This is a genomic window from Sphingopyxis sp. EG6, assembly GCF_003609815.1.
Lineage (GTDB): Bacteria > Pseudomonadota > Alphaproteobacteria > Sphingomonadales > Sphingomonadaceae > Sphingopyxis.
In genome coordinates, this window is record NZ_AP017603.1 from 218,479 (window position 1) to 244,874 (window position 26,396).

A 26,396-nucleotide genomic window follows, 5' to 3' on the forward strand; every position below is an offset into this window, starting at 1 on the left:
AAGGAGAGGGGGAATGGGTGTGGCGACAGCTTTTGATCTGACCGGGCGCGTGGCGCTCGTGACCGGCGCTTCGTCCGGACTTGGCGCGGGCTTTGCGCGCGTGCTCGCTGAGGCCGGCGCTAAGGTGGTCCTTGCGGCGCGGCGTGTCGACCGGCTCGAGGCAGAGGTCGATGCGATCAGGGGGCAGGGCGGCGAGGCGCTCGCCGTGGCCCTCGATGTCACGGACGAAGCCTCGACAATAGCGGCCTATGATGCAGCCGAGGCAGCTTTCGGAACTGTCGACACGATTGTCGCCAATGCGGGTATCGCGAGCGACAACGCCACCCTGCACCTCACCGCCTCGCATGTCGACGATCTGCTCGCTGTCAACGTCCGGGGCGCCTTCCTGACCGCCACCGAAGGAGCGCGGCGGCTCGTGGCAGCGGGAAGCCGCGAGCGCGAGCATGGCCGAGTCGTCATCATCGGCTCTATCACGGCCGAGCGGGCGCTGCCCGCGGCGTCCGTTTACGGCGCGACCAAGGCCGCTGCGCGCCATATGGCCAAGGCATTTGCGCGCGAATGGGCGCGGCGCGGCATCAATGTGAATGTCATCCAGCCTGGCTATTTCGAGTCCGAGATGACGGCGGAGATGGTCGGAAGTGAAGCGGGGCAGGCCTATATCGCTTCCTTTCCGCGCGCCCGCTTGCGCCCGGCGAGCGATCTCCACGCGCCGCTGCTGTTTCTCTGCTCGGACGCATCGCTCGGGATAACCGGTACGGTCATCACCGTCGATGATGGACAATCGCTATAAGACATCCTTGCGACTTGCCTCTCCCGCTTTGGCTCCGGAGGGGGCGTTAGCCTCCGGTCAGCGCAGAAACTGGCCGTCGTCGACCTTGAGGATCGTCCCGGTGACCGCTTCCGAGGCGGGCGACACCAAATAGAGCAAGCTTGAATCAAGTTGCTCCGGCAAACCCAGCCGCTTGCGCGGAAAGGTGCCGATAAAGGCGTCGCCGGTCCGTGACCGCATCCCGTCCATCATCTCGGAATCGAACGAGCCCGGGGCAATGCAATTGACGTTGATATGAAAGCGCGCCCATTCGATCGCCAGGGCTTCGCTCATCCGCACGACCGCAGCCTTGCTCGTCGCATAAAGGGCGGCACCCTGCCTGGGCGCCACAAAGGCCGCTATCGAGGCTATATTGACGATCCGCCCGTGTTGCCTGGCCTCGATGAGCCGCGTTGCAACCTCGCGCGCGAAGAGGAAGGGCGCACGCACGTTCACGTCGAGCACGCGATCGATGAGATCGAGCGGCATGCGCGTTGCGAGCTGCGCATCGGGAATGCCGGCGTTGTTGATGAGGATCCCGGTTGTTCCGAAAGCCGCCTGCGCCTTATCGACAGCCTCGACGATTTGCCCCGGGTCAGCGACATCGGCTGCGACGGCGGTCGCTCTGCCGCCCGCCGCCTCTATCTCGGCGACCAGCGCTTCGAGGCGTTCGATACGTCGGCCGACGACCGTAACGGCGGCACCCGCCGCTGCGAGCGTTTTGGCAAAGCGGTGGCCGAGCCCCGACGAGGCCCCGGTGACGATCGCAGACTGGCCCGCGAGAAGCGAGGCATCCTTCGGCGCGGCGGTCATCGCGATGTGGCTCCGGCAGATTTGTCCCTGGCCCAATATTCGTCGCGGATGAGGCGTTTGTAGAGCTTGCCGGTGTCGAGCCGGGGGAGCGCTTTCGAGAAGTCGATCTGACGAGGTGCCTTGACGTGACTGAGCTTCTCGCGCGCGAGCGCGGTAAGTTCAGCCGCAAGCGCGTCACCGGCGTCGGACCAGTGGACGGGCTGAACGACCGCGATCACGCGCTCGCCCATCTCTTCGTCCGGTCCGCCGATCACGGCGACGTCCGCGACCTTTGGATGTGTCACCAGCAGATTCTCGATCTCCTGCGGATAGATGTTCACCCCACCCGAGATGATCATGAAGCTCTTGCGGTCGGTGAGATAGAGATAGCCTTCCTCGTCGACCCAGCCGATGTCGCCGAGCGTCGTCCATCCCTCCGCATGCCGCGACTCGTCGGTCTTGGCAGCGTCGTTGTGATACTCGAACCGCGGCCCGCCGCTGAAATAGATCGTGCCTTCCTGCCGAGGCGGAAGCTCCTGTCCTTCTTCGTCGCAAATGTGGAGCTTCGTCGTCAGGGGCCTGCCGACCGAGCCCTTGTGAGCGAGCCACTCCTGAGGCCCGATGAAGGTCCCGCCATTGCCTTCGGATCCACTGTAATATTCATGAATGATCGGACCGAACCAGTCCATCATCGCTTCCTTGACCGGGACCGGGCAGGGGGCGGCGGCGTGGACCACGGTGCTCAGCGACGAGACGTCATGGGCGGCGCGCTCGCCCTCCGGCATCTTGAGCATGCGGATGAAATGAGTCGGCACGAATTGCGCGATCGTCACCTTGTATCGCGCGATGGCGGCGAGCGCCGTCTCGGGGGCAAAGCGCTCCATGAGAACGACGGTGGCGCCAAGGCGCATCATCGCCATCGTCCAGCGGAGCGGTGCCGCATGATAAATGGGGGCAGGGCAGAGATAGATGCTGTCCGCCGACGCGCCGTAGAGTTGCGTCGCCACCATGACGACCGAGTCCGGCTTGTCGATGGGCTCGCCGCAGATCGGGCTCGGCTTGATGCCTTTCGGCCGTCCCGTCGTGCCCGACGAATAGAGCATGTCATAGCCCGCCTGTTCGTCGGCGACCGGGACTGGGGGCATTGCGCTGCGCTCGGACTCGAAATCGAGATAGCCCGCGATCCGGCCGCCTGTTGCGAACAGGTCGATATCGAGGTCGCGCCGCGCGATTTCCGCCGCGACCTCGCCTTGCGCGGCCGAAATGATGAAGATCCGGGCGCCGCTGTCGCGCAATATATATTCGACTTCGTCAGCCTGGAGCTTGTTGGAGATGGTGACGAAGTAGAGGCCTGCACGCTGGGCAGCCCAGGCGATCTCGTAAAAAGCGGGCGAATTGGGAAGGCACATCGCGATCGTCGAGCCGGGAGCCAGTCCGAGGGCCCTAAATAGCTGCGCGCCCTGGTTCGAGCGGCGGTCGAGATCGGAATAGCGCAGCGCCTCGCCCGTTTCGGCCATGATCAGGGCGGGCTTGTGGGGCGTCGAGCGGGCATGGATCGAGGGATGCATAGTGTCCGTCCTCTCAGGGGATCATCACGGCCTTCACGCACCGTCCGGCGTGCTGGTCGGCAATGGCTTCGTTGATCTGCGATAGCGGATATCTGCGAACGAGACGGTCGAAAGGCAGCTCTCCCGCCTTGTAGAGCTCGATCATGCGGGGGATGAACATATCGGGTAGGCTATCGCCTTCGATGATGCCCATCACGATATGACCCGCACCGACCAGTTGGTTGATCGAAAGACCCAGCCGATCGTCGGCGGGGCTTGCGATTCCGACAAGTCCGAAGGTCGCGCGCGGCGCCAATGCAGTCATCGCGGATTCGATGACCTCTCGCCGGCCTGTCGTGTCGAACGCATAATCGACCCCGACCGGGACGATTTCGCGGATTGCCGTCGCAAAGTCGGCGGAGGCCGGATCGATGACGTGCGTCGCACCAAGTTCGAGCGCCAGGGCCCGGCGTTCCTCCCGCGGCTCGACAACGAGGATGGTGGCACATTCCTGGACCTTGGCGCCGAGGACCGCACTCAGCCCCACCGCGCCGGCGCCGATCACAAGAAGCGACGAGCCTTTGGGGCAGGCGAGCGAGTTCATCACCGCGCCCACGCCCGTCTGGACACCGCAACCCAGCGGGCCAAGCAACTCGATCGGCAGCGCTGGGTCGACGCGGACGGTGTTGCGTTCATTGGCAAGTGCATAGGATGCGAATGACGACTGGCCGAAGAAGTTCGCACTTGCGGGTTCTTCGCCGACACAGAGCGTCCGGCTTCCGTCCACTCGGCAGCCGCCATAGTTCATTTGTGCGAAGCGAACACAATAGGCCGGCCGGCCCTCATCGCACCGGGGGCATTCGCCGCAGCTGTTGAAGGTCAGTACGACATGATCGCCAGGGCGCACCTTCGACACCCCCTCGCCGACGCGCTCGACGATACCCGACCCTTCATGGCCAAGCACCGCCGGCGCCTTCATGATCTGGAGACTTCCGCCAAAGGCAAGGTCGGTATGACAGAGGCCGACGCCCGCGATGCGGACCAATATCTCGCCCGGCCGCGGATCTTCGAGCATGATATCCTCGATATCCCACCGCCCCCCCGGGGTGCGGGCTACCGCGGCGAATGCTTGCTTGGCCATGCTCCATCTCCCATGCGCCGTCGCCGTTCGTCCATTGTCGAAAGGGGCAGCGGCGATCCTTGCTCGCGTGGAATTATCAATTGGCAAAAAAATAATCAATCAACTAATGAAATTCTCTGATGCTCGTGATGGGCGCTGACGCGAAGAGTGTGAGGGAGAGTGACAGTGGCCGGGGACGCGTTTCGTGAGGATATTTTCAAGAACAGGACATTGTTCGTCGCCGGAGGGTCAGGTGGCATCAATCTCGCGATTGCCGAGCGATTCGCCGAACTCGGGGCGAACATAAGCCTCATAAGCCGCGATGCCGAGCGGGTGTGTGCAGCCGCCAGGAGCATTGATCCGGGTGGTGCGCGCGCAATGGGGCTCGCCGCCGATGTTCGCGATTTCGAGGCGGTGGACGCAGCCTTCGCTGCGACGGTCGAACGGTTCGGGGAGATCGACTTCGTCGTTTCCGGTGCTGCTGGAAATTTTCTGGCACCGGTGATTGGCATGTCCGCAAACGCATTCAAGACGGTCATAGACATCGACCTTCTGGGCACTTTCAACGTGATGCGCGCTGCGTTCGACCATTTGCGCAAACCTGGCGCGTCGCTCATCTCGATTACGGCGGGACAAGCCATTCGCCCGACGATGTTCCAGGCGCATGCCGGCGCGGCAAAGGCAGGGATCAACAATCTGACCCAGACGCTCGCGATGGAGTGGGGGCCAACCGGCGTTCGCGTAAACGCCATCGCTCCGGGGCCGATCGGCGATACTGAAGGCATGCGCAGGCTGACCCCATCGGAGGCTGCGACCGCGGCGTTGAAGAAACGGATTCCGCTGCGCGACTATGGCGTCAAGCGCGACATCGCCGATCTCGCGGTATTTCTTTGCACCCCCAATGCAAAATATATCACCGGAGCAATTCTCGATTGTGACGGAGGTTCTGTGCTCGGTGACGCGTCGGCAGACGCCCTCACTGTCCCGCCGCGATAGGCAAGGACCGCTCAGCCTTCGAGGAGGTTGTCCTGTAGCCGGCCAAGATCGCTATCCGAGAGGCCGAGGACGTCCTTCGCGAAGCTGGATATCGAGCCATGCCGCCACTCCAGTTCGCGAAAGGCAGCCTCGATATAGCTGCGATCGGCGCGCATAAGGATTTCGAGCGCATCGGGCGCCAGGCGTTCCATCCACTTTCCTTGCATGCCCGCCGCCGCCGCACTCGCGGTCAGGCGTTTCCAGTCGAGCAGTTCGGCCGTCTTGCAATAGTCCGCGATGATATATTCCCGGCGAATTCCGATGAGATCGAGCAATAGTGCGATGGCGATGCCGGTGCGGTCCTTCCCGGCCGAGCAGTGGATGAGCACCGGCAGGCTGCCTGCGGCGATATGGCGATACAGGCTGGCGAGATGCGTCGCGTGCCTGTCGGCCAGGCTTCGGTAGAAATGCCGCACTGCTTCGGCATAATCATCGGGCTTGAGGTCGCGCGCAAACAACCGCTGATCGCCTGAAAGATCGATATCGCCCTCGTCCCAGACCAAGGTAGTGCGCTTTTCCGCAAAAGCCGGAACGGTCGGATGGAGCGCGCGCTCGCTGGCCAGGCGCAGGTCTGCGATCGTGGAAATCGCGTCGAGCGATTCGTTGCGGATATCGTCGCTCGTCAACTCGTCCAGCCGGGCGGACCGCCATATCAGCCGTCGCTTCAAAACCCTGCCATCGCGGGCCGGATAGCCGCCGACCTCCCGAAAGTTCTGGCCGCCGGCAAGTGCGACCAGCCGGTCCTCTTCGATCACGACAGTCTCGGTCATATGATATCCCACAAAAAGGTGCGCCCGTGCGCCGCGTTTATCAACCAGTCTCGGGTTTCCAATCTGTGACGCCATTCCCTTCGACTTTGGCGTCATCGCCCGGTGCCCGGGCTCCATCCCCGCTCATGCTAGACCGGAAGAACCCGCCCCAGCCTTATTATGTGATTGATTAATTGATTGTGCAACCCGGTCGGGGGATGCTAGCTCACCGGATCAGCAATGGAAAAGGTCCGCGGATGACAGGCAAGCCGCTTCGCGTTCAGGTCGAAAGCGCCGAAGACGTAGCCGTCGTGCGCTTCGCCAATCCGCCGCACGGCACCGTCTCGAACGGCGGTGCGGCGGACCTTGTCGCGGCGATCAGGCCCCTCCTCGCGGCGGCCGAAACACGAGCGATCATTCTCACAGGCGGTCAGGACGGCATCTTCATCCGCCACGCCGACGTCCGGCAAATTGCAACTTCGCTTGAACGCGTAGGCATGGGAAGCGTCGATCCGCAAGCCTTTGCGACCAGCGCATTCGCCGAACTCGGCGCGATGCTCGACGCCGCCGAAAAGCCGGTGATCGCCGCGATTGACGGCCTGTGCATGGGCGGCGGCTTCGAAATTGCACTCGCCTGCACCATGCGGATCGCATCGCCCGCCGCCACCGCGATCGGCCTTCCCGAAATTCGCCTCGACATCTTCCCCGGCGGAGGGGGAACGCAGCGGCTGTCGCGACTGGTCGGACGCCATCGGGCCCGCCTGTTCATGCTCCGCGGCGACGTCATGACGGCCAGCCAGGCGCTGGCGGCCGGCCTTGTCGATGAAGTGGTCCCCTGTGCGCTCGATCGTGCCCTCGAATTGGCCGGCATGTTCGCCGGCCGTTCGACCGCCGCGGTGTCCGCGATCCTGCGCCTGACGGCCACTGACGAAGACCGGGAGAGGCTGGCCGCGGAAGCTTGCCGGTTTGGCGAGCTTGGCCTCACCGGCGAGGTGCTGCCGGAGGCGCTCTTCCAGTTCGCAGAAGGCGATGTCGGACTTGAAGCGATGCGATGAAGGGGCTGTGCGCAGCGTCAGGCGTCAGGCGTCAGGCGTCAGGGCTCCGGCGAAACTCTGACGACGAGCTTTCCGTCGTTGCCCCCTGTAAACAGCAGGTCGAGCGCGGCCACCGCCTCCTCGAGCCCGTCGACGACATGATCCTTCCAGGCAAGCCGGCCCTCGGCAATCCACGACGAGAGGTCGGCGAATGCTCCAGGCGCCTGGCGAAGATAATCGATCACGATGAAGCCTCGAACGGTCAGGCGCTGCATGAGGATTCGCCCGAAGTCGCGCGGCCCCGGCATTGGCCCGTCCTCATTGTAGGCGGAGATCATTCCGCACAGCGCCATGCGGCCATCCTTGCGGAGACGCGAGAAAACGGCATCCATGATCGGACCGCCGACATTTTCGAAATTCATGTCGATACCTGTCGGGTACAGCCGGTCGAGCGCGACACCGACATCCTCGTTGCGATAGTCGATCGCCGAATCAAACCCCAGCGTCTCGGTAAGCCAGCCGCATTTTTCCGGGCCGCCGGCAATCCCGACCACTTGCGCGCCCTTGATGCGGCCGATTTGACCGACGATCGAGCCGACGGCACCCGCCGCCGCGGACACCGCCAGGACTTCGCCTTCCCGAGGCTTGCAGATGTCCAGCAGCCCGAAATAGGCCGTCAGTCCCGTCGCCCCGAGGACCGACAAATAGGCCGTCAGCGGAACTCCAGCCTGCGGCGCGATACGACGCGATCCGCGCTCATTCGCTATCGAGTAAAGCTCCCAACCGCCGGTCGATGGCAGGACGAGGTCCCCGACGCGAAAGCGGTCCGAGCGCGAAGCCTCGACGACCCCGATCGTGCCGCCGCGCATGACGTCGCCCACACCGACCGGAGGCAGATATTGGTCGCGATCGCTCATCCAGAGCCGGTTCGTCGGATCAAGCGAAAGATAGAGGTTGCGAACCAATATCTCTCCGTCCGCGAGCGGGCCTATGGGCGTTTCCCGCAGTTCCAGGTCCGCAGCGCCAGGCGCGCCTTGCGGACGGCGCTTCAATATCCATTGGCGGTTCTTCATATCCTATCTCCTTAAGCGCGGGACAGCGACCAGAGCCAATTCCCATCCGGGGCGCGCGGCGACCCTTTCACAAGAAAGTCTGACCATGATTGCCATCAAATTCTGCCTGCGGCGGTTGCCCGCTCTCACATTGTCCGAATTTCAGGACTATTGGCTCAATCAACATGCACCGCTTGTTCGCAGCGTTGCCGAGACGCTTGGCATCCGCCGCTATGTCCAGTCGCACGCCCTTGACGACGACGGGCTTACCCGTGCTTTGGCTGGCCGCGGCTGCGAGCTTCCGCCCTACGACGGTATTGCCGAGCTTTGGTACGATAGCGCGGCTGCCGTGCGAGCGGCGGGTATGACCGAGGCAGGACGCGCCGCAGGCAGGCTGCTGCTCGCCGACGAGAAAAGGTTCATCGACCTTCCCAACTCGCCCATCTTCTGGGTTCAGGGGCACGACATCATCAGCAATGGATAGCGGCGGGCGAATGCGCCGCCCGCCGCTATTTGTTATCGGCTCCAATCCGTCAGCCAAAGCTTCGACGTCAAAGCCTTTCGATGATGATCGCCGGCGCCATGCCGCCGGCGGCGCACATGGTGACCAGGCCATAGCGGCCGCCCGAGCGTTCGAGTTCGTCGAGCGCGGTGCCGATCAGGATCGAGCCGGTCGCGCCGATCGGGTGACCGAGCGCCATCGAACCGCCGTTGATGTTGACCTTTTCACGATCCAGATCCAGGTCGCGGATGAACTTCTCGGCAACGACCGAGAAGGCCTCGTTGATTTCCCAGACGTCGATGTCGTCCTTGGTCAGCCCCGCCTTTTCGAGCACCTTCTTCGCCGCCGGGGCCGGGGCGTTGAGCATCAGCGTCGGGTCGTCGCCGATATTGGCATAAGCGACGATGCGCGCGCGCGGGGTCAGGCCGTTCTTCTCGGCATAGGCTTGCGACGTGAGCAGGATCGCCGCGGCGCCGTCGACGACGCCCGACGAATTGCCCGCATGATGGAAATGCTGGATTTCGAGGTCGGGATAGCGGCGGTTGATCTGCTTGCGGAAGGTCACCCCGCCGCCAAGATCGAAATCGGCCAGGCCGCTGAAGCTGGGCTTCAGCGCGGCAAGCCCTTCGGCGGTCGTTTCGGGGCGCGGAAACTCCTCGCGGTCGAGCGCAACGCTGCCGTCTGGGTTAAGGACGGGGACGACCGACTTGCTGAAACGGCCTTCCTTGATCGCCTTGTCGGCGCGCTGCTGGCTGACGAGCGCGAGCGCATCGAGAGCCTCGCGGCTGATGCCTTCCATCGTCGCGATCGCGTCGCCGCAAATTCCCTGGTGCGATTGCGGGTGGAGCGTGTCGAGCGCTTCATGACCCGATCCCATCATCTGGGGGGCAAGGCCGGCGTTGGCCTGCTCAGCGGCGTGGCTGGCGGTAAAGCTCATCATTTCGGTGCCGCCGGCGATCACGCAATCTTCCATACCCGACATCACCGACGCCGCCGCGAAGTTCACCGAACTGATGCCGCCGCCGCAGAAGCGGTCGAGCGTCGTGCCGCTCGCCTTGATGTCATAGCCCGCCGAAAGCGCCGCCATGCGGCCGAGGTCACCGCCCTGCTTGCCGACCTGGCTCGACGTCGACCAGACGATGTCGTCGACCGTTGATGTGTCGAGATTATTGCGGTCGCGGATCGCAGCGAGCACCGTCGCGGCAAGATGCTGCGGGTGAAGGTGCGAAAGCGCGCCCTTGCCGGGCTTGCCGATCCCGCGCGGGGTGCGGACGGCGTCGATGATATAGGCTTCAGTCATGAAAGCATCCTTGCAAGAAGTTGGTCCGATCCAGAATTAGTCGAGCGATTAATTTAATCCCTCGCTTCGATCAAGCGAATTGGTCGGTGCGGACGGAGGGCTCGGGAGCCCGACCGGCAGCGAGGCTGCATGCAAAAAACGCTTGCCTCGTCGCATAATCAATTGAATGATTAAATAGAGCCAATTGTTTGCGGCCACCTGATGGGAGAAAATCCGGATGAGCTTTTTCGATAGCTTCACGATGACGATCGGCGGCAAGGCCGTCTCGTCGAGCGAGACGATCGATGTCATCAATCCGGCAACCGAGGAGATCGTTGCCAAAGCTCCCGACTGCTCGGAAAAGCAGTTGGATGACGCCGTGGCCGCCGCCCGCGCGGCCTTTCCCGGCTGGCGTGCTACACCGATCGAGGAGCGGCGGCGCGCGGTGGCCAGGATTGGCGAGGTTCTGACCGAGCACCAGGCCGACTTCGCCCGTCTGTTTACGCTTGAGCAGGGACGCCCGCTCGACGGCGCGGCGCAGGAGATCGCCTTCGCCGCCTATTGGGCCAATGAGGTATCGAAGCAGGACATTCCGGTTACCGTCACCGAGGATAGCGCTTCAAAACGGTCCGAAACGCGCCACGTCCCGCTCGGGGTGGTCGCGGGCATCGTACCCTGGAACTTCCCGGTCAATCTCGCCGTATGGAAGATCGCACCGGCGCTGCTTACCGGCAATACCCTGGTGCTCAAGCCTTCGCCCTTTACACCGCTCACGATGCTCAAGTTGGCCGAGCTTCTTCGCGAGCATCTTCCGCCAGGCGTGTTCAACGTGATCAGCGGCGGCGATCGCCTTGGCCCTTGGCTGACCGCGCATGAGGGCATCGACAAGATCAGTTTCACAGGCTCGACCGCGACTGGCAAGCGCGTCATGGAAACCGCGTCCAAAGGCCTCAAGCGGGTGACCCTCGAGCTCGGGGGCAATGATGCGGCAATTGTCATGCCCGATGTGGCGCTGGATGAGGTGGCCGACAAGCTCTTCTTCTCGGCCTTCGCGAACAGCGGCCAGATCTGCATCGCGACGAAGCGGATGTATGTGCACGAAGATGTGTATGACAAGGTGGCGGATGCACTTGTCGCGCGCGCGCGCGCCGCGAAGGTCGGCGACGGGCTCGACCAGGGAGGCAATTTCGGACCGATCCAGAACCGCCCCCAGTTCGAACGTGTCAAGAATCTCATCGAGGACGCCAAGCAGCAGGGGCTGCGCTTCCTTGCCGGCGGCGACGTTCCCGAAGGAACTGGCTTCTTCGTTCCACTCGCGATCGTCGACAACCCACCCGAGGATAGCCGCGTGGTGCAGGAGGAGGCTTTTGGCCCGGTCCTCCCGCTGCTGAAGTTCCGCGACATCGACGAGGTGGTCGCTCGTGCCAACGCCTGCGAATATGGTCTCGGCGGCTCGATCTGGTCAGCCGACACGGAGGCCGCAGCGGACATCGCGTCGCGTCTCGAGACGGGAACCGTGTGGATCAACGACACGCTCTACATCATGCCCTGGACGCCCTTCGCGGGTCACAAGCAATCGGGGATCGGCGTCGAGAACGGCAAGGAGGGACTGCTCGAGTTCACGGTGCCCCAGACGATTACGATCGCCAAATAGGTCCAGCGGAGCTTGGCGTCGGTCTCGGCGCGAGGGGGCAGAATCGTGCGGCTGCGGCTGGAGGCGCCACGCCTGGGCCGCGGCGCCTTGCGTCCTTCCCGCGCAGCTCAACCGGGGCGGCGCGCCGTCAGTTCGCGCGCGGGTCGGCCGAGATTCCCCTGATAAGGTTGTTGCAGAGCTCCGATACGTAGCGGCGTTTGAGATCGTCGTTGATCTCCTCAAGGCCGAACACATGTCGCGCCTGGTGGCGTGAATGGAACAGCTGGTCGCAGGCCCCGACGATCATGAAATAGAAGACCAGAGGATCGACCTCGCGGAAGATGCCCTTGGCCCGGCCTTCTTCCAGAATCGCGCGCTGCGCCTTGGCGACCGGCAGGCTGATTTCCTCGGCGATCTGCTTGCCATAATCGCCCGACGGCTCGTTGGCCAGCTCGTGCATCAGCCGGTTGACATAGGGATATTGATAATAGGTGTTGACCATGCCGCTGATGTGGATGCGCAACTTGTCCTGCGGCGAAATATCCATTTTCAGCAGCTGCTGCAGGTCCGCCATTCCCTGACCCAGCCGGCGGCGAAGCAGCGCCATCAGCATGCCCGCCTTGTTGCCGAAATAATATTTGACCAGCGCAGAATTGACCCCGCTCCGCGCAGCAATTTCGCTCAACGAAATATCGGTCGTACCCCGCTCGGCCATCAATTGTCCCGCCGCTTCCAGCAGTCGCTCGCGAGACTCCGCTGTCGACGAACCGCCTTCCGCCTCGATCTGCACCTTCATTCGTCACTCCCTGTGGTCGTCCCGGCACGACCATCCCCTGCAATCGGCCCGCCGCAGCTTGCGGCTAGCCGTTCGGATATGGCGTAAATTAATTGATTGAACAATATATTCCCACGCCCTGTGGCGGCGGCGCTGGTCCTATTTGCCAGCCGGTCCAGGCGATAACCTCCACAGCGTTCGCCAGATATAGATGGCCTGCGCGACGCTTGCCTGAAATTATCTATGCGATTAATTGATGGTCCATCGCAATTGAAAAAGTGAGGAGAGTGAGGCCATGGACCTGCAGTTCAGCCGCGCCGACAGGGCGTTCCAGGCCGAGGTTCGCCGCTTCTTCGAAACCGAGTTCCCGCCTTCTGTCCTGAACAAGGTTCGCACCGGTCAGTTTCTCCGCCGTCAGGATTATGAAGCCGCACAGCAGGCGCTCCAGGCCCGTGGCTGGTTGGCTGCCAGCTGGCCCCGCGAGTTCGGAGGCACGGGATGGACGCCGGTCGAACGCTATCTGTTCGAAGAGGAAATGGAGCTGGCGGGCGCGCCGAACCTGATTCCGATGGGCCTCATCTATATCGGGCCGATCATCTGTGCGTTCGGCACGCCCGAACAACAGCAGCGCTGGCTGCCCGACATCCTCTCGTCGCGCTCCTTCTGGGCGCAAGGCTATTCGGAACCCGACGCGGGGTCCGACCTCGCCAGTCTCGCCTTTTCGGCGGTACGCGATGGCGACGATTATATTCTGAATGGCTCCAAGATATGGACAAGCGGCGCCCACATCGCGGACTGGATTTTCTGCCTCTGCCGGACTTCGCACGAAGAAAGAAAGCAGGACGGCATATCGCTCATCTGCGCCCCGATGAATTGCGAAGGCATCAGCGTGCGGCCGATCGTTTCGATCGATGGCGCGCATGAGCTGAACCAGGTCTTCTTTACCGACGTCCGTGTTCCCGCCGCAAACCGCATCGGGGAGGAGGGGCGCGCGTGGCATTATGCAAACGTCCTTCTCAAGAATGAGCGCCTCTCTTACGCGCATGTTGGCCGCAAGAAGCGCGACCTTGCGACCCTCCGCACGATGGTCGCGGGCGACCGCGCCTTCGCCCGGCGGCTTGCCGATGCAGAATTTACGGTGATGGTGCTCGAACAGCAGGTTCTGAAGGCGCTTGTGCATGGAAGCGATGCGGCCACCGTCGCAAGTCTGAAGATCGGTTGCACGCAGGCCGCGCAGTTGATCACCGAGCTGTATATCGACCGGGCAGGGGAGCATGCGGCGCCCTTTTTCGATCGCTCTCGTTCCGACTGGCATGAGGCGACGCCGCTCATTCCCGAGTTTGCCGCGGTCGCCACGGCTTCCTATTTCTTCGAGCGCGCGCAAACGATCTACGGGGGGACCACGGAAATTCAGAAGAATCTGGTCTGGCGCGCCATCGACTCCGCTCGCTGAGCGTCGGTCGCGCTCCGTGCCGTCATGTTTCGGCGCATGTCACGCCGGGAGGCGCGACGGTTCAGCTTGATCGCGCATCATTAATTGGGTAATTAAAATGCTGTGACTTTACGGTATGGCAGCGAGAATAGCATATGATGGGAATGGCGGACGGCAAGGCGATGCTTACGGGCTTGAAGGTCGTCGATCTCACAACCGTCGTCTTCGGACCCTATTGCACCCATATTCTCGCTGAGCTCGGCGCCGACGTCATCAAGGTCGAAGTGCCGGGAAGCGGGGACTCTTTTCGCTGGTCGGGCAAGGCGGCCGCGACCCACGGCATGGCGCCTGCTTTCATGGCAATCAACGGCAGCAAGCAATCGATCGCCCTCGATCTCAAGACCGCTGCCGACCTCGAGACGATGAAGAAGCTTCTGTCGGATGCGGATGTGTTCGTTCTCAATGTCAGGGGCAAAGCCGCCGAACGTCTCGGCTTGGACTATGAAGCGGTAAAGGCGATCAAGCCCGATATCATTTATGCGCATTGCGTCGGCTTCGGTCAGGATGGCCCCTATGCCGATCTACAGGCCTATGACGACGTCATCCAGGCAGCGTCGGGGACGGCAACGCTTCTCCCCCGCGTCGATGGCGATCCGCGCGCGCGCTATCTGCCCTCGCTGATCGCCGACAAGGTCGCCGGTCTTCATGGGGCGCACGCGGTGCTCGCCGCCATTATCCATCACATGCGGACTGGCGAGGGTCAGCTCGTTGAAATTCCGATGTTCGAGGTCTTCACCAATTTCATGCTGCTTGAGCATCTCGGCGGTCTGGCCTTCGACCCTCCCAATGCTCCGGTTGGCTATTTTCGCCAGATCGATCCCGATCGCCAGCCTTTCCCGACCTCCGACGGCTACGTGAGCATCGTCGCTTACACCGACGAAAGCTGGTCGCGGATATTCGAACTGCTTGGCAATCCGGGCTTCCTCGATCAGGACGCGTTCGCAACCCGCAAGGCGCGGGGGCGCAATCTCCCGCTCCTTTACCGCGAAATAGCAAGGTTGACGCCAGGCTTCACGACCGCCGACCTCGTTGCGCGCTGCCATGCCGCGCAAATCCCGGCTCAGCCTGTCCGTGACCTCGCCGACATCATGAATGATCCGCATCTTGCCGCCACCGGCTTCTTCGAAGCCTATGAGCATCCCACCGAAGGACGGTGCTTCCGGATGGGGCATCCTGTCCGCTTTGGCGTATCGCTGGGAGGAGCCGGCAAGGTCGCCCCGGCGATAGGCGAACAGAGCGAAGAAATCCGCCGATCCATCTCCGGATGACCGCTTTTGGTGCGGGCCTCGAATCCCGCATCCGAAGCCAGATTCCGCGCGATGACGGCATTGTGTGAAGCCACCGCCCGAAACAAGGGCGGGGCAAGGAGCAGGAGAGAAGATCATGCGCGCCAGACTGCGCCAAGAGGCTGACTGTATTGCGGTTTACGCCGTCACCTTCCTCGTTTGGGGCGCCATTTTGATGACGATCGCCGCCAAGCTCTGACCTTGCCGCGCAAGGCTCGCACTCCCGGCAAGATCGATGCGGCTTGATCGCGCCGCTGCGCCGGCCAAACCGGCACACCGCCGTGCGATTGGCTCATTGCCCCATGGAGAGTTTGAGCTGGGCTCCGGTAATGCTCGCCGCCTCGTCTGAAAGCAGAAAGGCGACGACGCGAGCGGCCGCCTGGGGCGAAATCCAGTCGCTCAGGTCAGCATCCGGCATGTCCGCCCGGTTCGCCGGCGTACCGATGATGGACGGCAGCACTGCGTTCTTTGCCATCGTCGGTAGTCAGAAAGGACGCGCGCAACTGGCCGTTGTCAAAACGGGCCTGTGCCGAAATCATGCTTCCTTTGATGATCGCAGAGGCGTTTTCGGGACCGAGGTTCGATGCGCGCCTCGGCGTTTGTACGTAACCCTGTGCGGCAAAGATACATCCAGTTCCGGTGCCAGTTGGAGTTGCACATCTCCCGATCAAACGCATGATCGCGGTCACGCCACATTTGCAGGCGTGTGACCGGGTTCCGCTACGTATGTCCAGGCGCAAGCTAAAGGTAGCGGTTCGTGCCCCGATGTGCGTTTCCTTTGCGCGGTCACTCTTTTTTTGAAAACGATGCTCGATTATTTTCAGATTATTAAATAGCGGCCGGAATTTCCGAGGCATAACTTCCCAAGTGCGACTCATTTCGGTCGCGATTTCGGAAGGAAGATGTGATGAAACAGCAGGACAGCAGTGACCTGATCGACCTCGGCGCCGTCGGCGTCGAGACCCGAGGCATCGAACCGGTCGGTCCCCGCGATGAAGATACCAACGAGCACTTCCTGCTCGTCGGCGGCATCACCGCTGAAGACTGACCCTCAGGGCGGCGCGCCGCGCTGCGGCGCGCCGTACCTCTGGCACAGCCATCGCATGGACCCATCTTACGACATCCGGCCAGGGCTGCACTTTTGCCGCTTCGAAAGCGAATATGTGTTTCTGGACTTGCCTGCTGGCCGCTATTTCCTGATCCAGGGGCGGACGTCGCAAGCTTTTGCGCATTTCCTCGACCAGCGCGCCAGCGACGACGAACAGGCTGTTCTGCTTGATCAGCAGCTCATCGGTCCCGCTGGCGGATTGGCTATCGGGAATCTGCCCCTGCCGCCGGCCGTCACAGCGAGCCTCATCGACCAGCCTCTCCCCGATACGCCTTGGCTCGATACCCTCAGGGCGATTGCGGCCCAAAGGCGAGCGCGCTTTGACATTGGCCGTATTCCGGTTTTCGAGATCACGCGGCGGATGGGTGAGCGCCTCGAAAAACATTCTCCCGAGAGTCGGCAAGAGACCTATATTCGTGTCGCCGCCGCGTTTCACCGTGCCCGGCGTTACGCGCTTGCCACGGATCGGTGCCTCGAGCGGGGCATTGCGATGCGCCGGATCCTTGCGCGCGCGAGGTGCGACGCCCGTCTTGTCTTTGGCGTGACATTGCCCTTTGCTGCCCATTGCTGGGTTCAGGCTGGCGAAGCGGTGCTGACCGACCCGCTCGATGTCATCCTTCGCTACAAGCCGATCTTGGCGGTCTGATGACCGGTGGATTTCGCATCGAGATCGCTTTCGCAGAGGATGGTTTGCGTCGTCGCTCGCAAGCTCGCGGTGCGGCTGATTTCAGTTGCGGAAATGTGGCGGTTTGGTCGCGCGAGCCGCTGCAGCACGTGGATGCGCGGAGCATCATCATTGGTCGCCTGTTCGAAAAATTTAGCGCGGTGCCGCCTGCCATTGAGTGCCCCGGCCAAGTCCTCACGGCCGAAAAAGGACGAAAGCTGCTGACGGATTTTTGGGGCGGCTATGTTTTTGTTCATATCGGCCGGAACGGGGCGGTGACGATATTCCGGGACCCGTCCGGCGCGCTGCCCTGCTACGTAAAACGGGAGGCCGACGGAATAAGCATCGCCGGCGATATCACGGAACTCGCTTCGCCGGGTTCCGGCGCCGTCGATTTGGGCGAAGTCGCGCGCGTGCTTTCAAGCGGCGACGCGCGCGGGCGTCGCACATGTATCGAGGGGATCGAGGAACTGATAGCCGGCGAATGCCTTGCCGTTGCCGATGGCAAGGTGGCACTCGAGAGCTGGTGGACCCCATGGGACCATGTCACGCCGCGCGCGAACAAGGACTTCGAGACTTTCGCTGAGGACCTGCGCAACATCGTTTGCGGGGTCGCGGGGACATGGTCGCGCTGCTTCTCGTCGATATTGCTGGGCGTATCCGGAGGTCTCGACTCATCGATCGTCGCCGCCGGCGCCGCACCTGCCGCGCGCGGGCTGACGTGTCTGACCCTGTTCGGGCCCGATGCCGATGGCGACGAACGACGATATGCGCTGGCCATGGCGACGCATCTCGGGCTCAATATTCGCGAAGTGCAGCGCGAAATTGGCGATATCGACGTCGGCCGCGCCTCCGCGCCCAATCATCCCTGGCCGATCGTGCCGATCGGGCGCCAGACGAACGAGGCGATCCACGAACGGTTAGCCAGAGAAATGCCGGTAGATGCTTATTTTACCGGCAATGGCGGCGACGCTGTTCTGTGCAGCCTGCGGAGCACCATTCCCCTTCTCGATCGCGTCCTGGCGGAGGGCCCGTCCGCACGGCTCGGAACCACGCTGCGCGACATATGCCTGCTGACCGGCGCCGACCGACGCACGGTCCTGCGCCATGCCTGGGATCGCCATCGCCGCCACGGGGGACGGCATCAGATCCGGTTCAACGCAGCGGGGCTGCAGCCGGACGCCGCGAGGGTGGCACGGGCCGCCGGGGCCACGCACCCTTGGCTCCGGCCGCCGCGTGACATTCTGCCCGGAAAGACCGTTCATGCAGCCTATCTGATGCGAACCCAAAAGAGCATCGAGCTCTATCCGCGCGCGGTGTCGCCGCCCCATGTCGCGCCGCTCATATCGCAGCCCCTGATGGAACTCTGTCTGTCGATTCCGACCTGGATGTGGGTATCCGGCGGACGGAATCGCGCGGTCGCGCGCCGCGCCTTCGACAGCGCGCTTACGTCGCTTGTCACCGCCCGCACCAGCAAGGGCGGTCCCGGCGGGTTTGATCTCCTGATATACCGCCGCAACAGGGACCGCCTTCACGACCGCCTCCGCAACGGCCTATTGGCTTCCGAGGGTATTTTCGATCCCGCGCTTCTCGATCGCGCCGAGGATCCCACCTGGCGCGGCGTCGAGCGAATTCAGCGTATCCTCGAATTCGCCGCCGCCGAAAATTGGGTGCGCTGGTGGAGCGGATCCTAACCGGGCCCGTTCGCCGCGCGGCAACGATCGGGCCGATCGCGCGCGAGCTTGCCCCAGCTTTCGGCCTGGTTCGGGAAGGGGCCGTCGGTATCATTTTTGTCCAGAAGCCAATAGTTAAACCAGGCGATATTCTCCCGCATCGCGAGCGACCGGTTCGACGGCCGGTAGAAGACATGGGTTTCGTCAGACGCTGCCGTAGCGCCGGAATAATGACTGATCTGCGTCGGCGCTTTCGCCGCGCGCAACGCTTCGAACAATTCGATCTGCGACGGCGATGCCGAGGCAACCTGCTGTAGCAGGGCTGCGCAAACTCTGTTGGCGTTCAGCGACGGAGCGAAACGGCGATAGCTGATTATGGCGTCGCTCAGCGGTGCGCCGCCATAAACCGCATCATAGCTCGAGCCGGCGGTCGCATATCCCGCCGGTTCGAGATAGCCGCCATCGCCGCTCGATGCGGCGCGAAACAGGGGCGACCGGGTCACCGCGACATTGACCATCTGCGAGCCGCGGCTGTAGCCGGCGATGCCCACCCGATCCCGATCGACGAGACCCTCGATGGCCATTTCGTCGACGGCATCCTCGAAGATGTGGACGCCTTCGATCCACAGCAACCGCTGCAGAGTCTCTGAATCCGGCGGCCCGCTGCCGCGAACCCATGCCTTGCTGGCCGCCATCAGCTCCTCCGATTGCAGGGGGGAGGGGTCATTGATCAGCAGCACCACATAACCTCTCTCGGCGAGCAGCTGGACCGGGTAGTTCCATTGGAAACCGGGCGCGGCGAACCGGTCGTCGGCATCGGACCCATGGGTAACGATGACGGCCGGGTAGGGCTTTCCCTTTTGGTAGCCGCGGGGGAGGACGACAAAGCCGCGGGCTTCATACCCATCGCGGTTGGTCCAGACCCGGGGAAGGATGGTGAGGGGAGCGATCGCGTCATGCTCCGCCGAGACCGACAGGAGCCGGAAGATGCGGCCATCCCTCAGGTCGATTTTCACAAGCCTCGGCGGTGTGGCGATTCCCTCTTCGACGCAGACCGCGAAAAGAAGCGCGTTATCATAGGCGCAGCGAGTGAGGCTGTGTTCGCTCTCCACCCTTCGCACGTCATCGCTCGAGACGACGGCCAGCCCGTAGCGGGCCGCATCGAGATCGCGGGTTCCGAGAACCAGCTTTTTTCCGTCGCGGCTCGCCTGGGGCGCAGCCGCGCGGGGATCGCCTATGGTGAATGCGACCGCACCGTAGCTGTGCCGTTCCCCGTCCGGGCCCGTTTCCACGAGGTCCAGCGTTTTCGCCAGGCCGCTCGTCGCGAGTTCGCCGCCGCGCGGTCCCCTGAGGAGCGCGATTGTCTCCAGATTATGCTCGACACCCAGCGTGCGTATCGTTCCGCTCAGCCGATTCCAGGCGCGCATCTCGAACCGACCGCCTTCCGAGCCATCGGGTGTCTCCACCCGGAATTGAACCTCATCGCCGCGCCAGAGAATCTGCCCCCCGCCACGCGTCGCCATCCGGTCCTTCGATGGCCTGCTCAGCATCAGGGTGGTTTTCCCGTCGGGTCCGCGCAGGAAATAGTCGATCTCGACGTCTATCGTAGACCGGCGCCGGCTTTTCAGAGCGCTGACCTCCGCGTCGAATCGGACGCGAGGCGCGTTCGGCAATGCTCTGAGCTGCGAATACCAGAGCCAGGCGCCGCCGGGGGACCAGTCATAGTCTAGAACGCCTACCGATGACGGGCGCACACCGCCGCCGATCGGAAAAGACATGTCCGCTTTCCCGACAGGAACGGTCGCCGGGTTCACGATCAGCGGCTGCACCATGCCGCCGGGCGTAATCCGATAGAGCTGCAGGCCCGCCCCGAGGTCGAGGAGGGCGCTCCAGTCCGCTGTGCCGGGGATGCGCCGCAGCGACTTGGCGCTGTCGACGGTCACTATGGTTCTTTGCCGGGTGGCAGCGATGTCGAGGATGCGGATATGGGATCGCGGCTTGTCGGCAGCGAGGTCGGCAATCTCGACCGCGTAGATGGCAAGCTTGCCATCTTCCGACAGGGCGATGTCCTTCACCTCCGGGACGGTGAGGATGTCCTCGAGAGTCCAGGGCCTGCCCTTGCTCTCCCCTGCCGGGGCGACAGGGGAGAGCACCGCGACGGCAAGGATCGCCGCGGCCGGGAGGCCGGCTCGGAGGCTATTCCGCATGGACATCCTCCTCACCAGTCGCGGCTGATCGTGATGCCGAGGAAACGCCCCACCGCCGAATAATTTGTCGAATCGAAGGGGGTGTCGCTCGGCGATGCCACTGCCGTCATCTCGGGTTTTGCATTGAAGATATTGAGGGCGTTGACGCTGATCTCGCCCAATGCGCCGATTTTGACACGCGCCGAAAGGTCAAGCGTCGCGACCGACGCCACCTTGACGGGAATTGTGCGGCGCCGATCGGTGACGCCGCCGGTGAAGCTGACGAAGGAGGCGAGAGTGAAGTCCTCATTTCCGAAGGTTGCGCCACCCCGCGCGCGAAAGTGCGGCGAATTGAAGATGGTGCCGGCCAGATCGGTCACCGGAAGGCCCGGCAACAATTGCTGCCGACTGTCGAGCCAGGTGCCGCTTGCGATCAGTGTCAGCATCTGCGCACCGATCGGTGCGCGGTAGCGCAGCGACAGGTCCGCGCCCTGATAGCGCTGCGAGGCGATATTGAGGTCGCGCCCGTCGATCAGCGCGATGACATTGGCCGGGTCATAGGGTCCGGTGGTGGCATTGCCGAGCGGGTCCGAGGCCCCCGCGATCGCGGCGGCCAGCAACGTCGGCGACGGATTGAAGGTGACGAGATCGGCAAACAGCGGATTGGTGAGAACCCCGAGTGGCGATCCGAATGGCGGCGCGACCCGGTCGCGATAGTCGATCCGGAAGAGGCTTGTCACGATCTGCAACCGGCTCGACGGGCGGAAGGTCGCGCTCAATGTCACATTCTCGGATCGCTCGGGGCCGACATCCGGATTGGGACCGCCGAGATAGACATAGGTCGATCCGGCCGGAAACATCGATCCATAGCCGGTCACGGACAGGAGGACCGGCGTATATCCGCTATACTGCTGGTTGAGCGTCGGCATCTTGAACGACTTGCCCCACGAAATGCCGAGGCTGAGCTCCGGGACCGGCGCATAGACGAAGCCGAGCTTGGGCACGACGATGCTCCCGGAATCGGAATAATCCTCGAAGCGCATTGCTGCCGTGATCGAGGCGCGGTGCGCGAAGGGCAGCTTTTGATCGGGACTGGCGAGCGGGACGAAGAGCTCGCCATAGGCATAGCGGTTCTCGCGCGTGGGTGCGAAGGCCCGGCCCGCGATCAGGGCGTTAAGGTGATTGCTGCGCCAGCCGCCGCCTGCCGCGAGGCGGACATCGCCCGCCGGCAGCGCGAAAAGCGGGCCTTCGACCCCCGCCTCGATACTCAGACTGCGATTGTTGAAGATCCGGATCGAAGGGGGCGCAACGCCATTGGTGAAATTCTGCGTGACCCCATAGGTCTTGTCCGTGCCGTAGAAGCCCGCATTACTCGGGCGCGGCCCAGGTGAGCGAACCCTCATGTTCTCCGGGTACAGGCTGACAGTCGCGGATTGCTGGCGTGAATCGCGCGCGCCGAGTGAGGACCCTCGTCGTCGCGACAGCGAGATCGCTATCCGAGCTTTCCAATATCTCTACATTCTCGGCGCGGCCCGCGACGGTCACATTGACGCGATAACGAACTCGGCCACCACGTCCTTCGCGAAGCGCGCGCTGTGGATAATCTTCCATCGTAATCCATCCCGACTGGCCGCGCGGTTCGGGATCCGCAAAACGCTTGGGGCACGCGGCGGTCGCAGGCGCAGAGCCTTGTGCCAAGGCTGTTCCTGACGCTCCGGAAATCACCGCGCAGGCTGCGATGCAGAGGATTCGTCTTTTCATCATTACCACTCGTTTTTGTGTTTCAGCCTTAATGCTGATCAGGCGTCACTGCAGACACCCGCTTCGCTCACGACGGCGTAAGTGCCGACGAATGTAGTGGCCGTCAGGACATAGCGCTTTGTCCCGCTGTCGTCCGCGTTGACGTGAAGCAGATAGCTCAGATTGGCACCCCCTCCGATCAGCCCGAAATCGCCCGCAATACTGCTTTGCTGCAGAAAATTGATGTCGATCGAGCCAGCGCGCGCCGACTTGAAACCCCATTGTTCCCGGTTCCAGACGATGTCGGGCCGGCCGCCTCCGTCCACGACGACCTCGAAGCCGTCGGCCGCCGTGACTTTGGAAGGTATAGTCTGCGCTTCGCCGCCGCTGAAGAACGTCTGCTGCCCCGTATCCGGCTTGCATCGAAGTCCGGCTCCCTGAGCCGCCGATGGGACAAAAGTCACCGCAAGACACAGCATAACTGATCTGTATTTCATTGATTCCCCCCAATGAATTCGGCACCACGACTAGCGAGATTTTGATCCTCGTCACCTGAAAAGTGGAGGAGCGCTTAATCGTTGTCGTCCGTCCGGGCAGGCTTGGTCTCTGAGAGAAGTGCGCGCCTGCGCTACCCAACCTCGGAAATCTCGATGCGCGGAGTTGGCATCACCCAGTATTTCATTTCACTGGCGCTTGTCCCGGCCCCCAGTGCATGACGTCGCGCACGCGTCGCCGTTGTCATTCCACATTGCATCGTCGCTGCAAACCATCGCATAGATCGGGAGATGAGGTTGGACGATGGGGGCGATGATGATTTCTCGTGCGTACAAGGCTGTTGCCTTGCTTGTATTTTCACTGAGTTTGGGAAGCTGCGAGTGGAAGGCGGCCGCGCCACTTCTGCCGGTAAGCGGCGCAGCCGCGCCAGAAATCGCCGGTGATTACACCATGGCACTCGACGGTTTGCCTGAATCCGCCCGTATCGTACGGAAACAGGGGAAAGAGTTCCGTTTTCTAGACGCTGAAAATCGCGAAATGGCGTTTACGTTGTCACCGCTCGATTCGCCTCGCGAAGGAACGGACCTGTATCTCGTGCAGACAACCGAGAAGCCAGGAGAATATCGCTATTTCATCGCTTCGATCGAGCGGGGCATTATTCGGGTGTTCCTACCTCTTTGCAAACCGACGGCCGCCCGTCCGGGCATGGATGTGAATTGCAACTTCACATCTGGCGAGGCCCTGCGCGCCGCGGGACAGGATATCGCGGCCGAAATGCAAACCACGCGCTATCAGTCCAGCGGCTTCATCGTTTTGAGACCGAAGGGGAAATAGGGACCGGTACTGCAGTCGTCTTGTGTCCGAATTCCGCGCAACTTGGTGCAGTCGTTTGCATTCCTCAGCAATGGAAGTGCTGCCGCCAAGCTCTTATAAAGACATCGGTCGCCTTGAGTGGCACTGCCGCGCCGAGCGAAAGGAAGCATCCTCATGTGCGCGACGAGCCGTGCCCTTGTCGATGCTGAAGCGGCCGCTTGCCTGTGTTTGCACTAGAAAGCCGCCTGTCCGCTATCGGCCAGCCGCTGCCTCGATGCCTCAGCGCAGAAACTCGACGAAGAACCGCACCCGCCCGATGATCTCCACCTTGTGTATTATCGTCGGTTCCACAATGCCTGGACCACAATCGGATGTCAGGATTTGTTGGGAGGACTGGCGCTGGCTATCGGTCACCAGATAGTACAAGCTGCCCTCTTCGACGTGAATCAAGCCCCAGACGCCCTCTTTCGTCGAATGATCGTTCATCAAGGCGGCGGGTGTCGTAGCTTCGGTGAATGTGGCGGTCCGCTTGTAGGATTGCAGACCGGCGGGCAAGGCTTTCGTCACGATCTCGCCAATCGTTCGCTCTGAAACTGGACGCCAAGCTGCAAGCTCTCGGCGATCCGCGCCGCCTTCGCCTGAAGTGCGGCTGCATTGTCCGGGTCGAGAATATCCCCCGTCGTCTTTTGCCACAAGGCGAGCCAGCGGTCGAAATTGGCCGCACTCATGGCGCCTTCGTGGCGCAGATGGGCGACCATCGGTTGCCCCTTATACCGCCCGCTCGTGAGCATGACGGACGACCAGAAGGCCTGCAACTTTTCAATATGCTCGTCCCAGTCGTCGATTGCGCCATCGAAAATTGGACCCAGAACCGGATCGGCCCTGACGCGCGCGTAAAATTCCGGAACGAGTTTCGTGAGGTCCTGCTCCGAGAGCTCAAGTCTCATCCTGTCTTCCATATCAGGCCGCCACGGCGTCTTCATAGGCTTGCGCCTCTGCGGCGATGAGAATGTCGGCGAGCATCCAATAGGCTTCGCCCCAGGCCGCCAGCACCTCGTCGGTCGCGACATCGGGGCCGAGTACATCGCGGATCGCAGGAAGCAAGGCTTCGGCGACATAGGGATAATGCTCGGCCTTGACGCCGGTTTCGACATGGCGCGCGACCATTCGCGAGACGGCCGGGCCAAGGTTCGCGAGCTTGTCGATGTTGCGGGCGTAGGCAAGGATCGCACCGGCAAGCCGTCGCGGCTGCTCGCCGCTGCTCTGCGCGGCCTTGTCGAACAGGGCCTCGATGGCGGGATCCCGAAAGAGCCGCGCGTACATGGCGGTAGTGATCTCGACGCCATGCTTCTCAAGTGCCGGCGCGGTCGATTTGACGATGGTCATGGCATGGGGAGAGGCGGTGCGCATGCTGTGTTCCTTTGTCTCGATTGGTGCCGCGGCTGTCAGGCGGCGGGATGATAGGTCAGGATATCGGTCAGGGCGTCCGTCAGTTCGTCGCCCGTCAGCGGCTTTTCGATCAGCCGGGCGCCGAGCGCCGCGGCGGAGGCGCGGAGGGTGCGGTCAGGGTGCGTCACAAGCAGAATGGCCGGCGACGCGTTCCCCTCCGCGCGGAGGCTGGCGAGCCATGCCAGTCCGTCGCCGCGAAAACCCTGGTCGATGACCAGGCACATTCGGCTTGTGGGGCGTTCGGCGTCGCCGCGAACGTCGAACCCTTCGAGCGTCAGCGAAAACCGGAGTGCGGAAAGAAGGGCAGGATCGCTCGCGAAGAGTATCACAGGGTGGTCCATGTCCTTCCTCCGTTGCCCGGAGCCGCGGTCAGGCAGCCTTCTTCCAGTTGGGTTCCAGCGTCACGTGCGGCGGGCACTCGGCCACCGGGCCGACGGGCAGGCCGGCAAGCTCGTTGGCGAAGCCGTGGTTGACGTCGCGGTGGTGCGCTTCGTCGGCGCGAACCACCAGGACGACATCGCGTAGCGTCGCATCGGCGGGGAGGCCCCAATAGTCCTTCGCGATTTTCGGTGCCGGCACATTGGCGCTGCGGCCTTCGTCGATCTCGGCGAGATAATGCGTGTAGCTGATCACCGCCTCTTCCTCGAAATAGCCCACGACGCGGTGCGCAGTCTTGGAACTGATCAGGTAGAGCGCGAAGAAGCAGACATAGAACACCCACTGCACCCCGATGATCACGGCCCGCTCGAAGAGCGTCGGCTTCGAGATCTCGATGAAGGTCATCAGGTGCATGCGCTCATTCTCGGCCTCGTCCATGAGCGTCTTGATCCAGCCCTTGTCGTCGCACATGCGGCGCAGGCATGCGAGATGGTTGATCGTTGCGCCGACCATCCCCGGAACCGCGGCAACCGTTTCGAGAACGACAGCGCGGTGGCCGTAACGCTCGGCGAAAAAGGTGTCGGCGCACCAGCGCAGGACCTTGGTGAAGCCATAAGCGACGCGATCGGACATGCCCTTGGGGTTGTGATGGACGCTGAGATCGATGAAAGGTGCAGTCATTGGAACATCTCCGTTCCGGCGGCAGGGGTTCATAGATGCCGTCGATGGAGACGAAATAGGCCTGAACGAGGAGCACGGAAATTTGGATGATGTCCCTACCGTATC

27 protein-coding genes and 1 pseudogene are annotated in these 26,396 nt (G+C 62.7%); 11 read left to right on the plus strand and 17 right to left on the minus strand.

Annotated elements, in window-relative coordinates:
- Positions 1-13: 13 nt before the first annotated feature.
- The gene (locus SPYCW_RS01015) at positions 14-790 is read left to right on the plus strand and encodes an SDR family NAD(P)-dependent oxidoreductase (RefSeq protein ID WP_120215216.1); all 777 of its coding nucleotides are present in this window, start codon (positions 14-16) and stop codon (positions 788-790) included.
- A gap of 57 nt (positions 791-847) precedes the next feature.
- On the opposite strand, the gene SPYCW_RS01020 is transcribed toward SPYCW_RS01015, so the two are convergent.
- Genes SPYCW_RS01020 through SPYCW_RS01030 form a run of 3 tightly spaced genes read right to left on the minus strand, consistent with a single transcriptional unit; the run spans position 848 to position 4,288 of the window.
- Complete coding sequence (locus SPYCW_RS01020) at positions 848-1,621, minus strand: SDR family NAD(P)-dependent oxidoreductase (RefSeq protein WP_054586692.1); 774 nt, start codon at positions 1,619-1,621, stop codon at positions 848-850.
- Complete coding sequence (locus SPYCW_RS01025; RefSeq protein WP_054586693.1) at positions 1,618-3,168, minus strand: acyl-CoA synthetase; 1,551 nt, start codon at positions 3,166-3,168, stop codon at positions 1,618-1,620. The genes SPYCW_RS01020 and SPYCW_RS01025 overlap by 4 nt, the downstream gene beginning before the upstream one ends.
- Before the next feature lie 13 nt (positions 3,169-3,181).
- Positions 3,182-4,288: an NAD(P)-dependent alcohol dehydrogenase gene (locus SPYCW_RS01030; protein WP_054586694.1), complete on the minus strand. Its 1,107-nt coding sequence runs from the start codon at positions 4,286-4,288 to the stop codon at positions 3,182-3,184.
- 165 nt (positions 4,289-4,453) lie between these two features.
- Here SPYCW_RS01030 and SPYCW_RS01035 point away from each other — a divergent pair, with 165 nt between their 5' ends.
- Positions 4,454-5,263 carry an SDR family oxidoreductase gene (locus SPYCW_RS01035; RefSeq protein WP_054586695.1) on the plus strand — a complete coding sequence of 270 codons (810 nt, stop codon included), beginning with the start codon at positions 4,454-4,456 and terminating at the stop codon, positions 5,261-5,263.
- 11 nt (positions 5,264-5,274) lie between these two features.
- Here SPYCW_RS01035 and SPYCW_RS01040 read toward each other — a convergent pair whose 3' ends face one another.
- On the minus strand, positions 5,275-6,072 hold the full coding sequence (locus SPYCW_RS01040; RefSeq protein ID WP_054586696.1) for a tyrosine-protein phosphatase: 798 nt from the start codon (positions 6,070-6,072) through the stop codon (positions 5,275-5,277).
- Positions 6,073-6,308: 236 nt separating this feature from the next.
- Here SPYCW_RS01040 and SPYCW_RS01045 point away from each other — a divergent pair, with 236 nt between their 5' ends.
- Positions 6,309-7,106, plus strand: a complete 798-nt coding sequence (locus SPYCW_RS01045) for an enoyl-CoA hydratase/isomerase family protein (protein ID WP_054586697.1) — start codon at positions 6,309-6,311, stop codon at positions 7,104-7,106.
- 38 nt (positions 7,107-7,144) lie between these two features.
- Here SPYCW_RS01045 and SPYCW_RS01050 read toward each other — a convergent pair whose 3' ends face one another.
- On the minus strand, positions 7,145-8,158 hold the full coding sequence (locus tag SPYCW_RS01050) for an NADP-dependent oxidoreductase (protein WP_054586698.1): 1,014 nt from the start codon (positions 8,156-8,158) through the stop codon (positions 7,145-7,147).
- A gap of 85 nt (positions 8,159-8,243) precedes the next feature.
- Here SPYCW_RS01050 and SPYCW_RS01055 point away from each other — a divergent pair, with 85 nt between their 5' ends.
- A complete protein-coding gene (locus SPYCW_RS01055; RefSeq protein WP_054586699.1) occupies positions 8,244-8,621 on the plus strand; it encodes an EthD domain-containing protein in 378 nt (125 codons plus the stop codon).
- Between the two features lie 67 nt (positions 8,622-8,688).
- Here SPYCW_RS01055 and SPYCW_RS01060 read toward each other — a convergent pair whose 3' ends face one another.
- Complete coding sequence (locus SPYCW_RS01060; protein ID WP_054586700.1) at positions 8,689-9,939, minus strand: acetyl-CoA C-acetyltransferase; 1,251 nt, start codon at positions 9,937-9,939, stop codon at positions 8,689-8,691.
- A 217-nt stretch (positions 9,940-10,156) separates the two neighbouring features.
- Between SPYCW_RS01060 and SPYCW_RS01065 the strand changes: the two genes are divergently transcribed.
- Complete coding sequence (locus SPYCW_RS01065; protein ID WP_120215218.1) at positions 10,157-11,572, plus strand: aldehyde dehydrogenase family protein; 1,416 nt, start codon at positions 10,157-10,159, stop codon at positions 11,570-11,572.
- A gap of 127 nt (positions 11,573-11,699) precedes the next feature.
- Here the strand turns inward: SPYCW_RS01065 and SPYCW_RS01070 are convergent, their stop codons facing one another.
- A complete protein-coding gene (locus tag SPYCW_RS01070; protein ID WP_054586702.1) occupies positions 11,700-12,347 on the minus strand; it encodes a TetR family transcriptional regulator in 648 nt (215 codons plus the stop codon).
- A 274-nt stretch (positions 12,348-12,621) separates the two neighbouring features.
- Here SPYCW_RS01070 and SPYCW_RS01075 point away from each other — a divergent pair, with 274 nt between their 5' ends.
- Together SPYCW_RS01075 and SPYCW_RS01080 are read left to right on the plus strand one after the other, a co-directional pair.
- Positions 12,622-13,779 carry an acyl-CoA dehydrogenase family protein gene (locus tag SPYCW_RS01075; protein ID WP_054586703.1) on the plus strand — a complete coding sequence of 386 codons (1,158 nt, stop codon included), beginning with the start codon at positions 12,622-12,624 and terminating at the stop codon, positions 13,777-13,779.
- A 134-nt stretch (positions 13,780-13,913) separates the two neighbouring features.
- Complete coding sequence (locus tag SPYCW_RS01080) at positions 13,914-15,086, plus strand: CaiB/BaiF CoA transferase family protein (RefSeq protein ID WP_231732804.1); 1,173 nt, start codon at positions 13,914-13,916, stop codon at positions 15,084-15,086.
- Positions 15,087-15,396: 310 nt separating this feature from the next.
- On the opposite strand, the pseudogene SPYCW_RS01085 reads toward SPYCW_RS01080, so the two are convergent.
- A pseudogene (locus SPYCW_RS01085) lies at positions 15,397-15,570 on the minus strand (NAD-dependent oxidoreductase); the annotation flags it as partial.
- A 441-nt stretch (positions 15,571-16,011) separates the two neighbouring features.
- Between SPYCW_RS01085 and SPYCW_RS18875 the strand changes: the two are divergent.
- The 3 genes from SPYCW_RS18875 (at position 16,012) to SPYCW_RS01095 (ending at position 18,570) form a co-directional block, all read left to right on the plus strand.
- On the plus strand, positions 16,012-16,152 hold the full coding sequence (locus SPYCW_RS18875) for a hypothetical protein (protein WP_158213705.1): 141 nt from the start codon (positions 16,012-16,014) through the stop codon (positions 16,150-16,152).
- Between the two features lie 421 nt (positions 16,153-16,573).
- The gene (locus tag SPYCW_RS19485) at positions 16,574-16,858 is read left to right on the plus strand and encodes a lasso peptide biosynthesis B2 protein (RefSeq protein WP_419722573.1); all 285 of its coding nucleotides are present in this window, start codon (positions 16,574-16,576) and stop codon (positions 16,856-16,858) included.
- On the plus strand, positions 16,858-18,570 hold the full coding sequence (locus tag SPYCW_RS01095) for an asparagine synthase-related protein (RefSeq protein ID WP_054586705.1): 1,713 nt from the start codon (positions 16,858-16,860) through the stop codon (positions 18,568-18,570). The genes SPYCW_RS19485 and SPYCW_RS01095 overlap by 1 nt, the downstream gene beginning before the upstream one ends.
- Here the strand turns inward: SPYCW_RS01095 and SPYCW_RS01100 are convergent.
- Genes SPYCW_RS01100 through SPYCW_RS01115 form a run of 4 tightly spaced genes read right to left on the minus strand, consistent with a single transcriptional unit; the run spans position 18,567 to position 22,972 of the window.
- Entirely contained in the window at positions 18,567-20,756 is a 2,190-nt protein-coding gene (locus SPYCW_RS01100; RefSeq protein ID WP_158500034.1) for a prolyl oligopeptidase family serine peptidase, read from the minus strand. The genes SPYCW_RS01095 and SPYCW_RS01100 overlap by 4 nt on opposite strands.
- An 11-nt stretch (positions 20,757-20,767) precedes the next feature.
- A complete protein-coding gene (locus tag SPYCW_RS01105; RefSeq protein ID WP_120215219.1) occupies positions 20,768-22,138 on the minus strand; it encodes a TonB-dependent receptor domain-containing protein in 1,371 nt (456 codons plus the stop codon).
- A complete protein-coding gene (locus SPYCW_RS19490) occupies positions 22,104-22,499 on the minus strand; it encodes an energy transducer TonB (protein ID WP_084758125.1) in 396 nt (131 codons plus the stop codon). Before SPYCW_RS19490 ends, SPYCW_RS01105 begins: the two co-directional genes overlap by 35 nt.
- A 35-nt stretch (positions 22,500-22,534) precedes the next feature.
- Positions 22,535-22,972 (minus strand): hypothetical protein, encoded by a 438-nt coding sequence (locus SPYCW_RS01115; RefSeq protein ID WP_145985924.1) that lies wholly within the window; start codon positions 22,970-22,972, stop codon positions 22,535-22,537.
- Positions 22,973-23,282: 310 nt separating this feature from the next.
- On the opposite strand from SPYCW_RS01115, the gene SPYCW_RS01120 reads away from it, so the two are divergent.
- Positions 23,283-23,804, plus strand: a complete 522-nt coding sequence (locus SPYCW_RS01120) for a hypothetical protein (RefSeq protein WP_145985925.1) — start codon at positions 23,283-23,285, stop codon at positions 23,802-23,804.
- Positions 23,805-24,062: 258 nt separating this feature from the next.
- Here the strand turns inward: SPYCW_RS01120 and SPYCW_RS01125 are convergent, their stop codons facing one another.
- Genes SPYCW_RS01125 through SPYCW_RS01145 form a run of 5 tightly spaced genes read right to left on the minus strand, consistent with a single transcriptional unit; the run spans position 24,063 to position 26,291 of the window.
- Positions 24,063-24,350, minus strand: a complete 288-nt coding sequence (locus SPYCW_RS01125) for a DUF1971 domain-containing protein (RefSeq protein WP_054586750.1) — start codon at positions 24,348-24,350, stop codon at positions 24,063-24,065.
- Positions 24,347-24,766, minus strand: coding sequence for a group III truncated hemoglobin (locus tag SPYCW_RS01130; protein WP_420496828.1), 420 nt, complete (start codon positions 24,764-24,766; stop codon positions 24,347-24,349). Before SPYCW_RS01130 ends, SPYCW_RS01125 begins: the two co-directional genes overlap by 4 nt.
- A complete protein-coding gene (locus SPYCW_RS01135; RefSeq protein WP_054586751.1) occupies positions 24,744-25,193 on the minus strand; it encodes a globin domain-containing protein in 450 nt (149 codons plus the stop codon). The genes SPYCW_RS01130 and SPYCW_RS01135 overlap by 23 nt, the downstream gene beginning before the upstream one ends.
- Positions 25,194-25,228: 35 nt before the next feature.
- Entirely contained in the window at positions 25,229-25,573 is a 345-nt protein-coding gene (locus tag SPYCW_RS01140; RefSeq protein WP_054586752.1) for a hypothetical protein, read from the minus strand.
- A 28-nt stretch (positions 25,574-25,601) separates the two neighbouring features.
- Positions 25,602-26,291, minus strand: coding sequence for an alternative oxidase (locus tag SPYCW_RS01145; protein WP_054586753.1), 690 nt, complete (start codon positions 26,289-26,291; stop codon positions 25,602-25,604).
- Positions 26,292-26,396: the final 105 nt, after the last annotated feature.

Excerpts from the sequence above, each read along its gene's own strand:
- SPYCW_RS01015 (WP_120215216.1), top strand. The coding sequence starts at position 14 with ATGGGTGTGGCGACAGCTTTTGATCTGACCGGGCGCGTGGCGCTCGTG.
- SPYCW_RS01020 (WP_054586692.1), bottom strand. The coding sequence starts at position 1,621 with ATGACCGCCGCGCCGAAGGATGCCTCGCTTCTCGCGGGCCAGTCTGCG.
- SPYCW_RS01025 (WP_054586693.1), bottom strand. The coding sequence starts at position 3,168 with ATGCATCCCTCGATCCATGCCCGCTCGACGCCCCACAAGCCCGCCCTG.
- SPYCW_RS01030 (WP_054586694.1), bottom strand. The coding sequence starts at position 4,288 with ATGGCCAAGCAAGCATTCGCCGCGGTAGCCCGCACCCCGGGGGGGCGG.
- SPYCW_RS01040 (WP_054586696.1), bottom strand. The coding sequence starts at position 6,072 with ATGACCGAGACTGTCGTGATCGAAGAGGACCGGCTGGTCGCACTTGCC.
- SPYCW_RS01045 (WP_054586697.1), top strand. The coding sequence starts at position 6,309 with ATGACAGGCAAGCCGCTTCGCGTTCAGGTCGAAAGCGCCGAAGACGTA.
- SPYCW_RS01050 (WP_054586698.1), bottom strand. The coding sequence starts at position 8,158 with ATGAAGAACCGCCAATGGATATTGAAGCGCCGTCCGCAAGGCGCGCCT.
- SPYCW_RS01055 (WP_054586699.1), top strand. The coding sequence starts at position 8,244 with ATGATTGCCATCAAATTCTGCCTGCGGCGGTTGCCCGCTCTCACATTG.
- SPYCW_RS01060 (WP_054586700.1), bottom strand. The coding sequence starts at position 9,939 with ATGACTGAAGCCTATATCATCGACGCCGTCCGCACCCCGCGCGGGATC.
- SPYCW_RS01065 (WP_120215218.1), top strand. The coding sequence starts at position 10,157 with ATGAGCTTTTTCGATAGCTTCACGATGACGATCGGCGGCAAGGCCGTC.
- SPYCW_RS01070 (WP_054586702.1), bottom strand. The coding sequence starts at position 12,347 with ATGAAGGTGCAGATCGAGGCGGAAGGCGGTTCGTCGACAGCGGAGTCT.
- SPYCW_RS01075 (WP_054586703.1), top strand. The coding sequence starts at position 12,622 with ATGGACCTGCAGTTCAGCCGCGCCGACAGGGCGTTCCAGGCCGAGGTT.
- SPYCW_RS01080 (WP_231732804.1), top strand. The coding sequence starts at position 13,914 with ATGATGGGAATGGCGGACGGCAAGGCGATGCTTACGGGCTTGAAGGTC.
- SPYCW_RS18875 (WP_158213705.1), top strand. The coding sequence starts at position 16,012 with ATGAAACAGCAGGACAGCAGTGACCTGATCGACCTCGGCGCCGTCGGC.
- SPYCW_RS19485 (WP_419722573.1), top strand. The coding sequence starts at position 16,574 with ATGGGTGAGCGCCTCGAAAAACATTCTCCCGAGAGTCGGCAAGAGACC.
- SPYCW_RS01095 (WP_054586705.1), top strand. The coding sequence starts at position 16,858 with ATGACCGGTGGATTTCGCATCGAGATCGCTTTCGCAGAGGATGGTTTG.
- SPYCW_RS01100 (WP_158500034.1), bottom strand. The coding sequence starts at position 20,756 with ATGCGGAATAGCCTCCGAGCCGGCCTCCCGGCCGCGGCGATCCTTGCC.
- SPYCW_RS01105 (WP_120215219.1), bottom strand. The coding sequence starts at position 22,138 with ATGAGGGTTCGCTCACCTGGGCCGCGCCCGAGTAATGCGGGCTTCTAC.
- SPYCW_RS19490 (WP_084758125.1), bottom strand. The coding sequence starts at position 22,499 with ATGATGAAAAGACGAATCCTCTGCATCGCAGCCTGCGCGGTGATTTCC.
- SPYCW_RS01115 (WP_145985924.1), bottom strand. The coding sequence starts at position 22,972 with ATGAAATACAGATCAGTTATGCTGTGTCTTGCGGTGACTTTTGTCCCA.
- SPYCW_RS01120 (WP_145985925.1), top strand. The coding sequence starts at position 23,283 with ATGATGATTTCTCGTGCGTACAAGGCTGTTGCCTTGCTTGTATTTTCA.
- SPYCW_RS01130 (WP_420496828.1), bottom strand. The coding sequence starts at position 24,766 with ATGAAGACGCCGTGGCGGCCTGATATGGAAGACAGGATGAGACTTGAG.
- SPYCW_RS01135 (WP_054586751.1), bottom strand. The coding sequence starts at position 25,193 with ATGCGCACCGCCTCTCCCCATGCCATGACCATCGTCAAATCGACCGCG.
- SPYCW_RS01140 (WP_054586752.1), bottom strand. The coding sequence starts at position 25,573 with ATGGACCACCCTGTGATACTCTTCGCGAGCGATCCTGCCCTTCTTTCC.
- SPYCW_RS01145 (WP_054586753.1), bottom strand. The coding sequence starts at position 26,291 with ATGACTGCACCTTTCATCGATCTCAGCGTCCATCACAACCCCAAGGGC.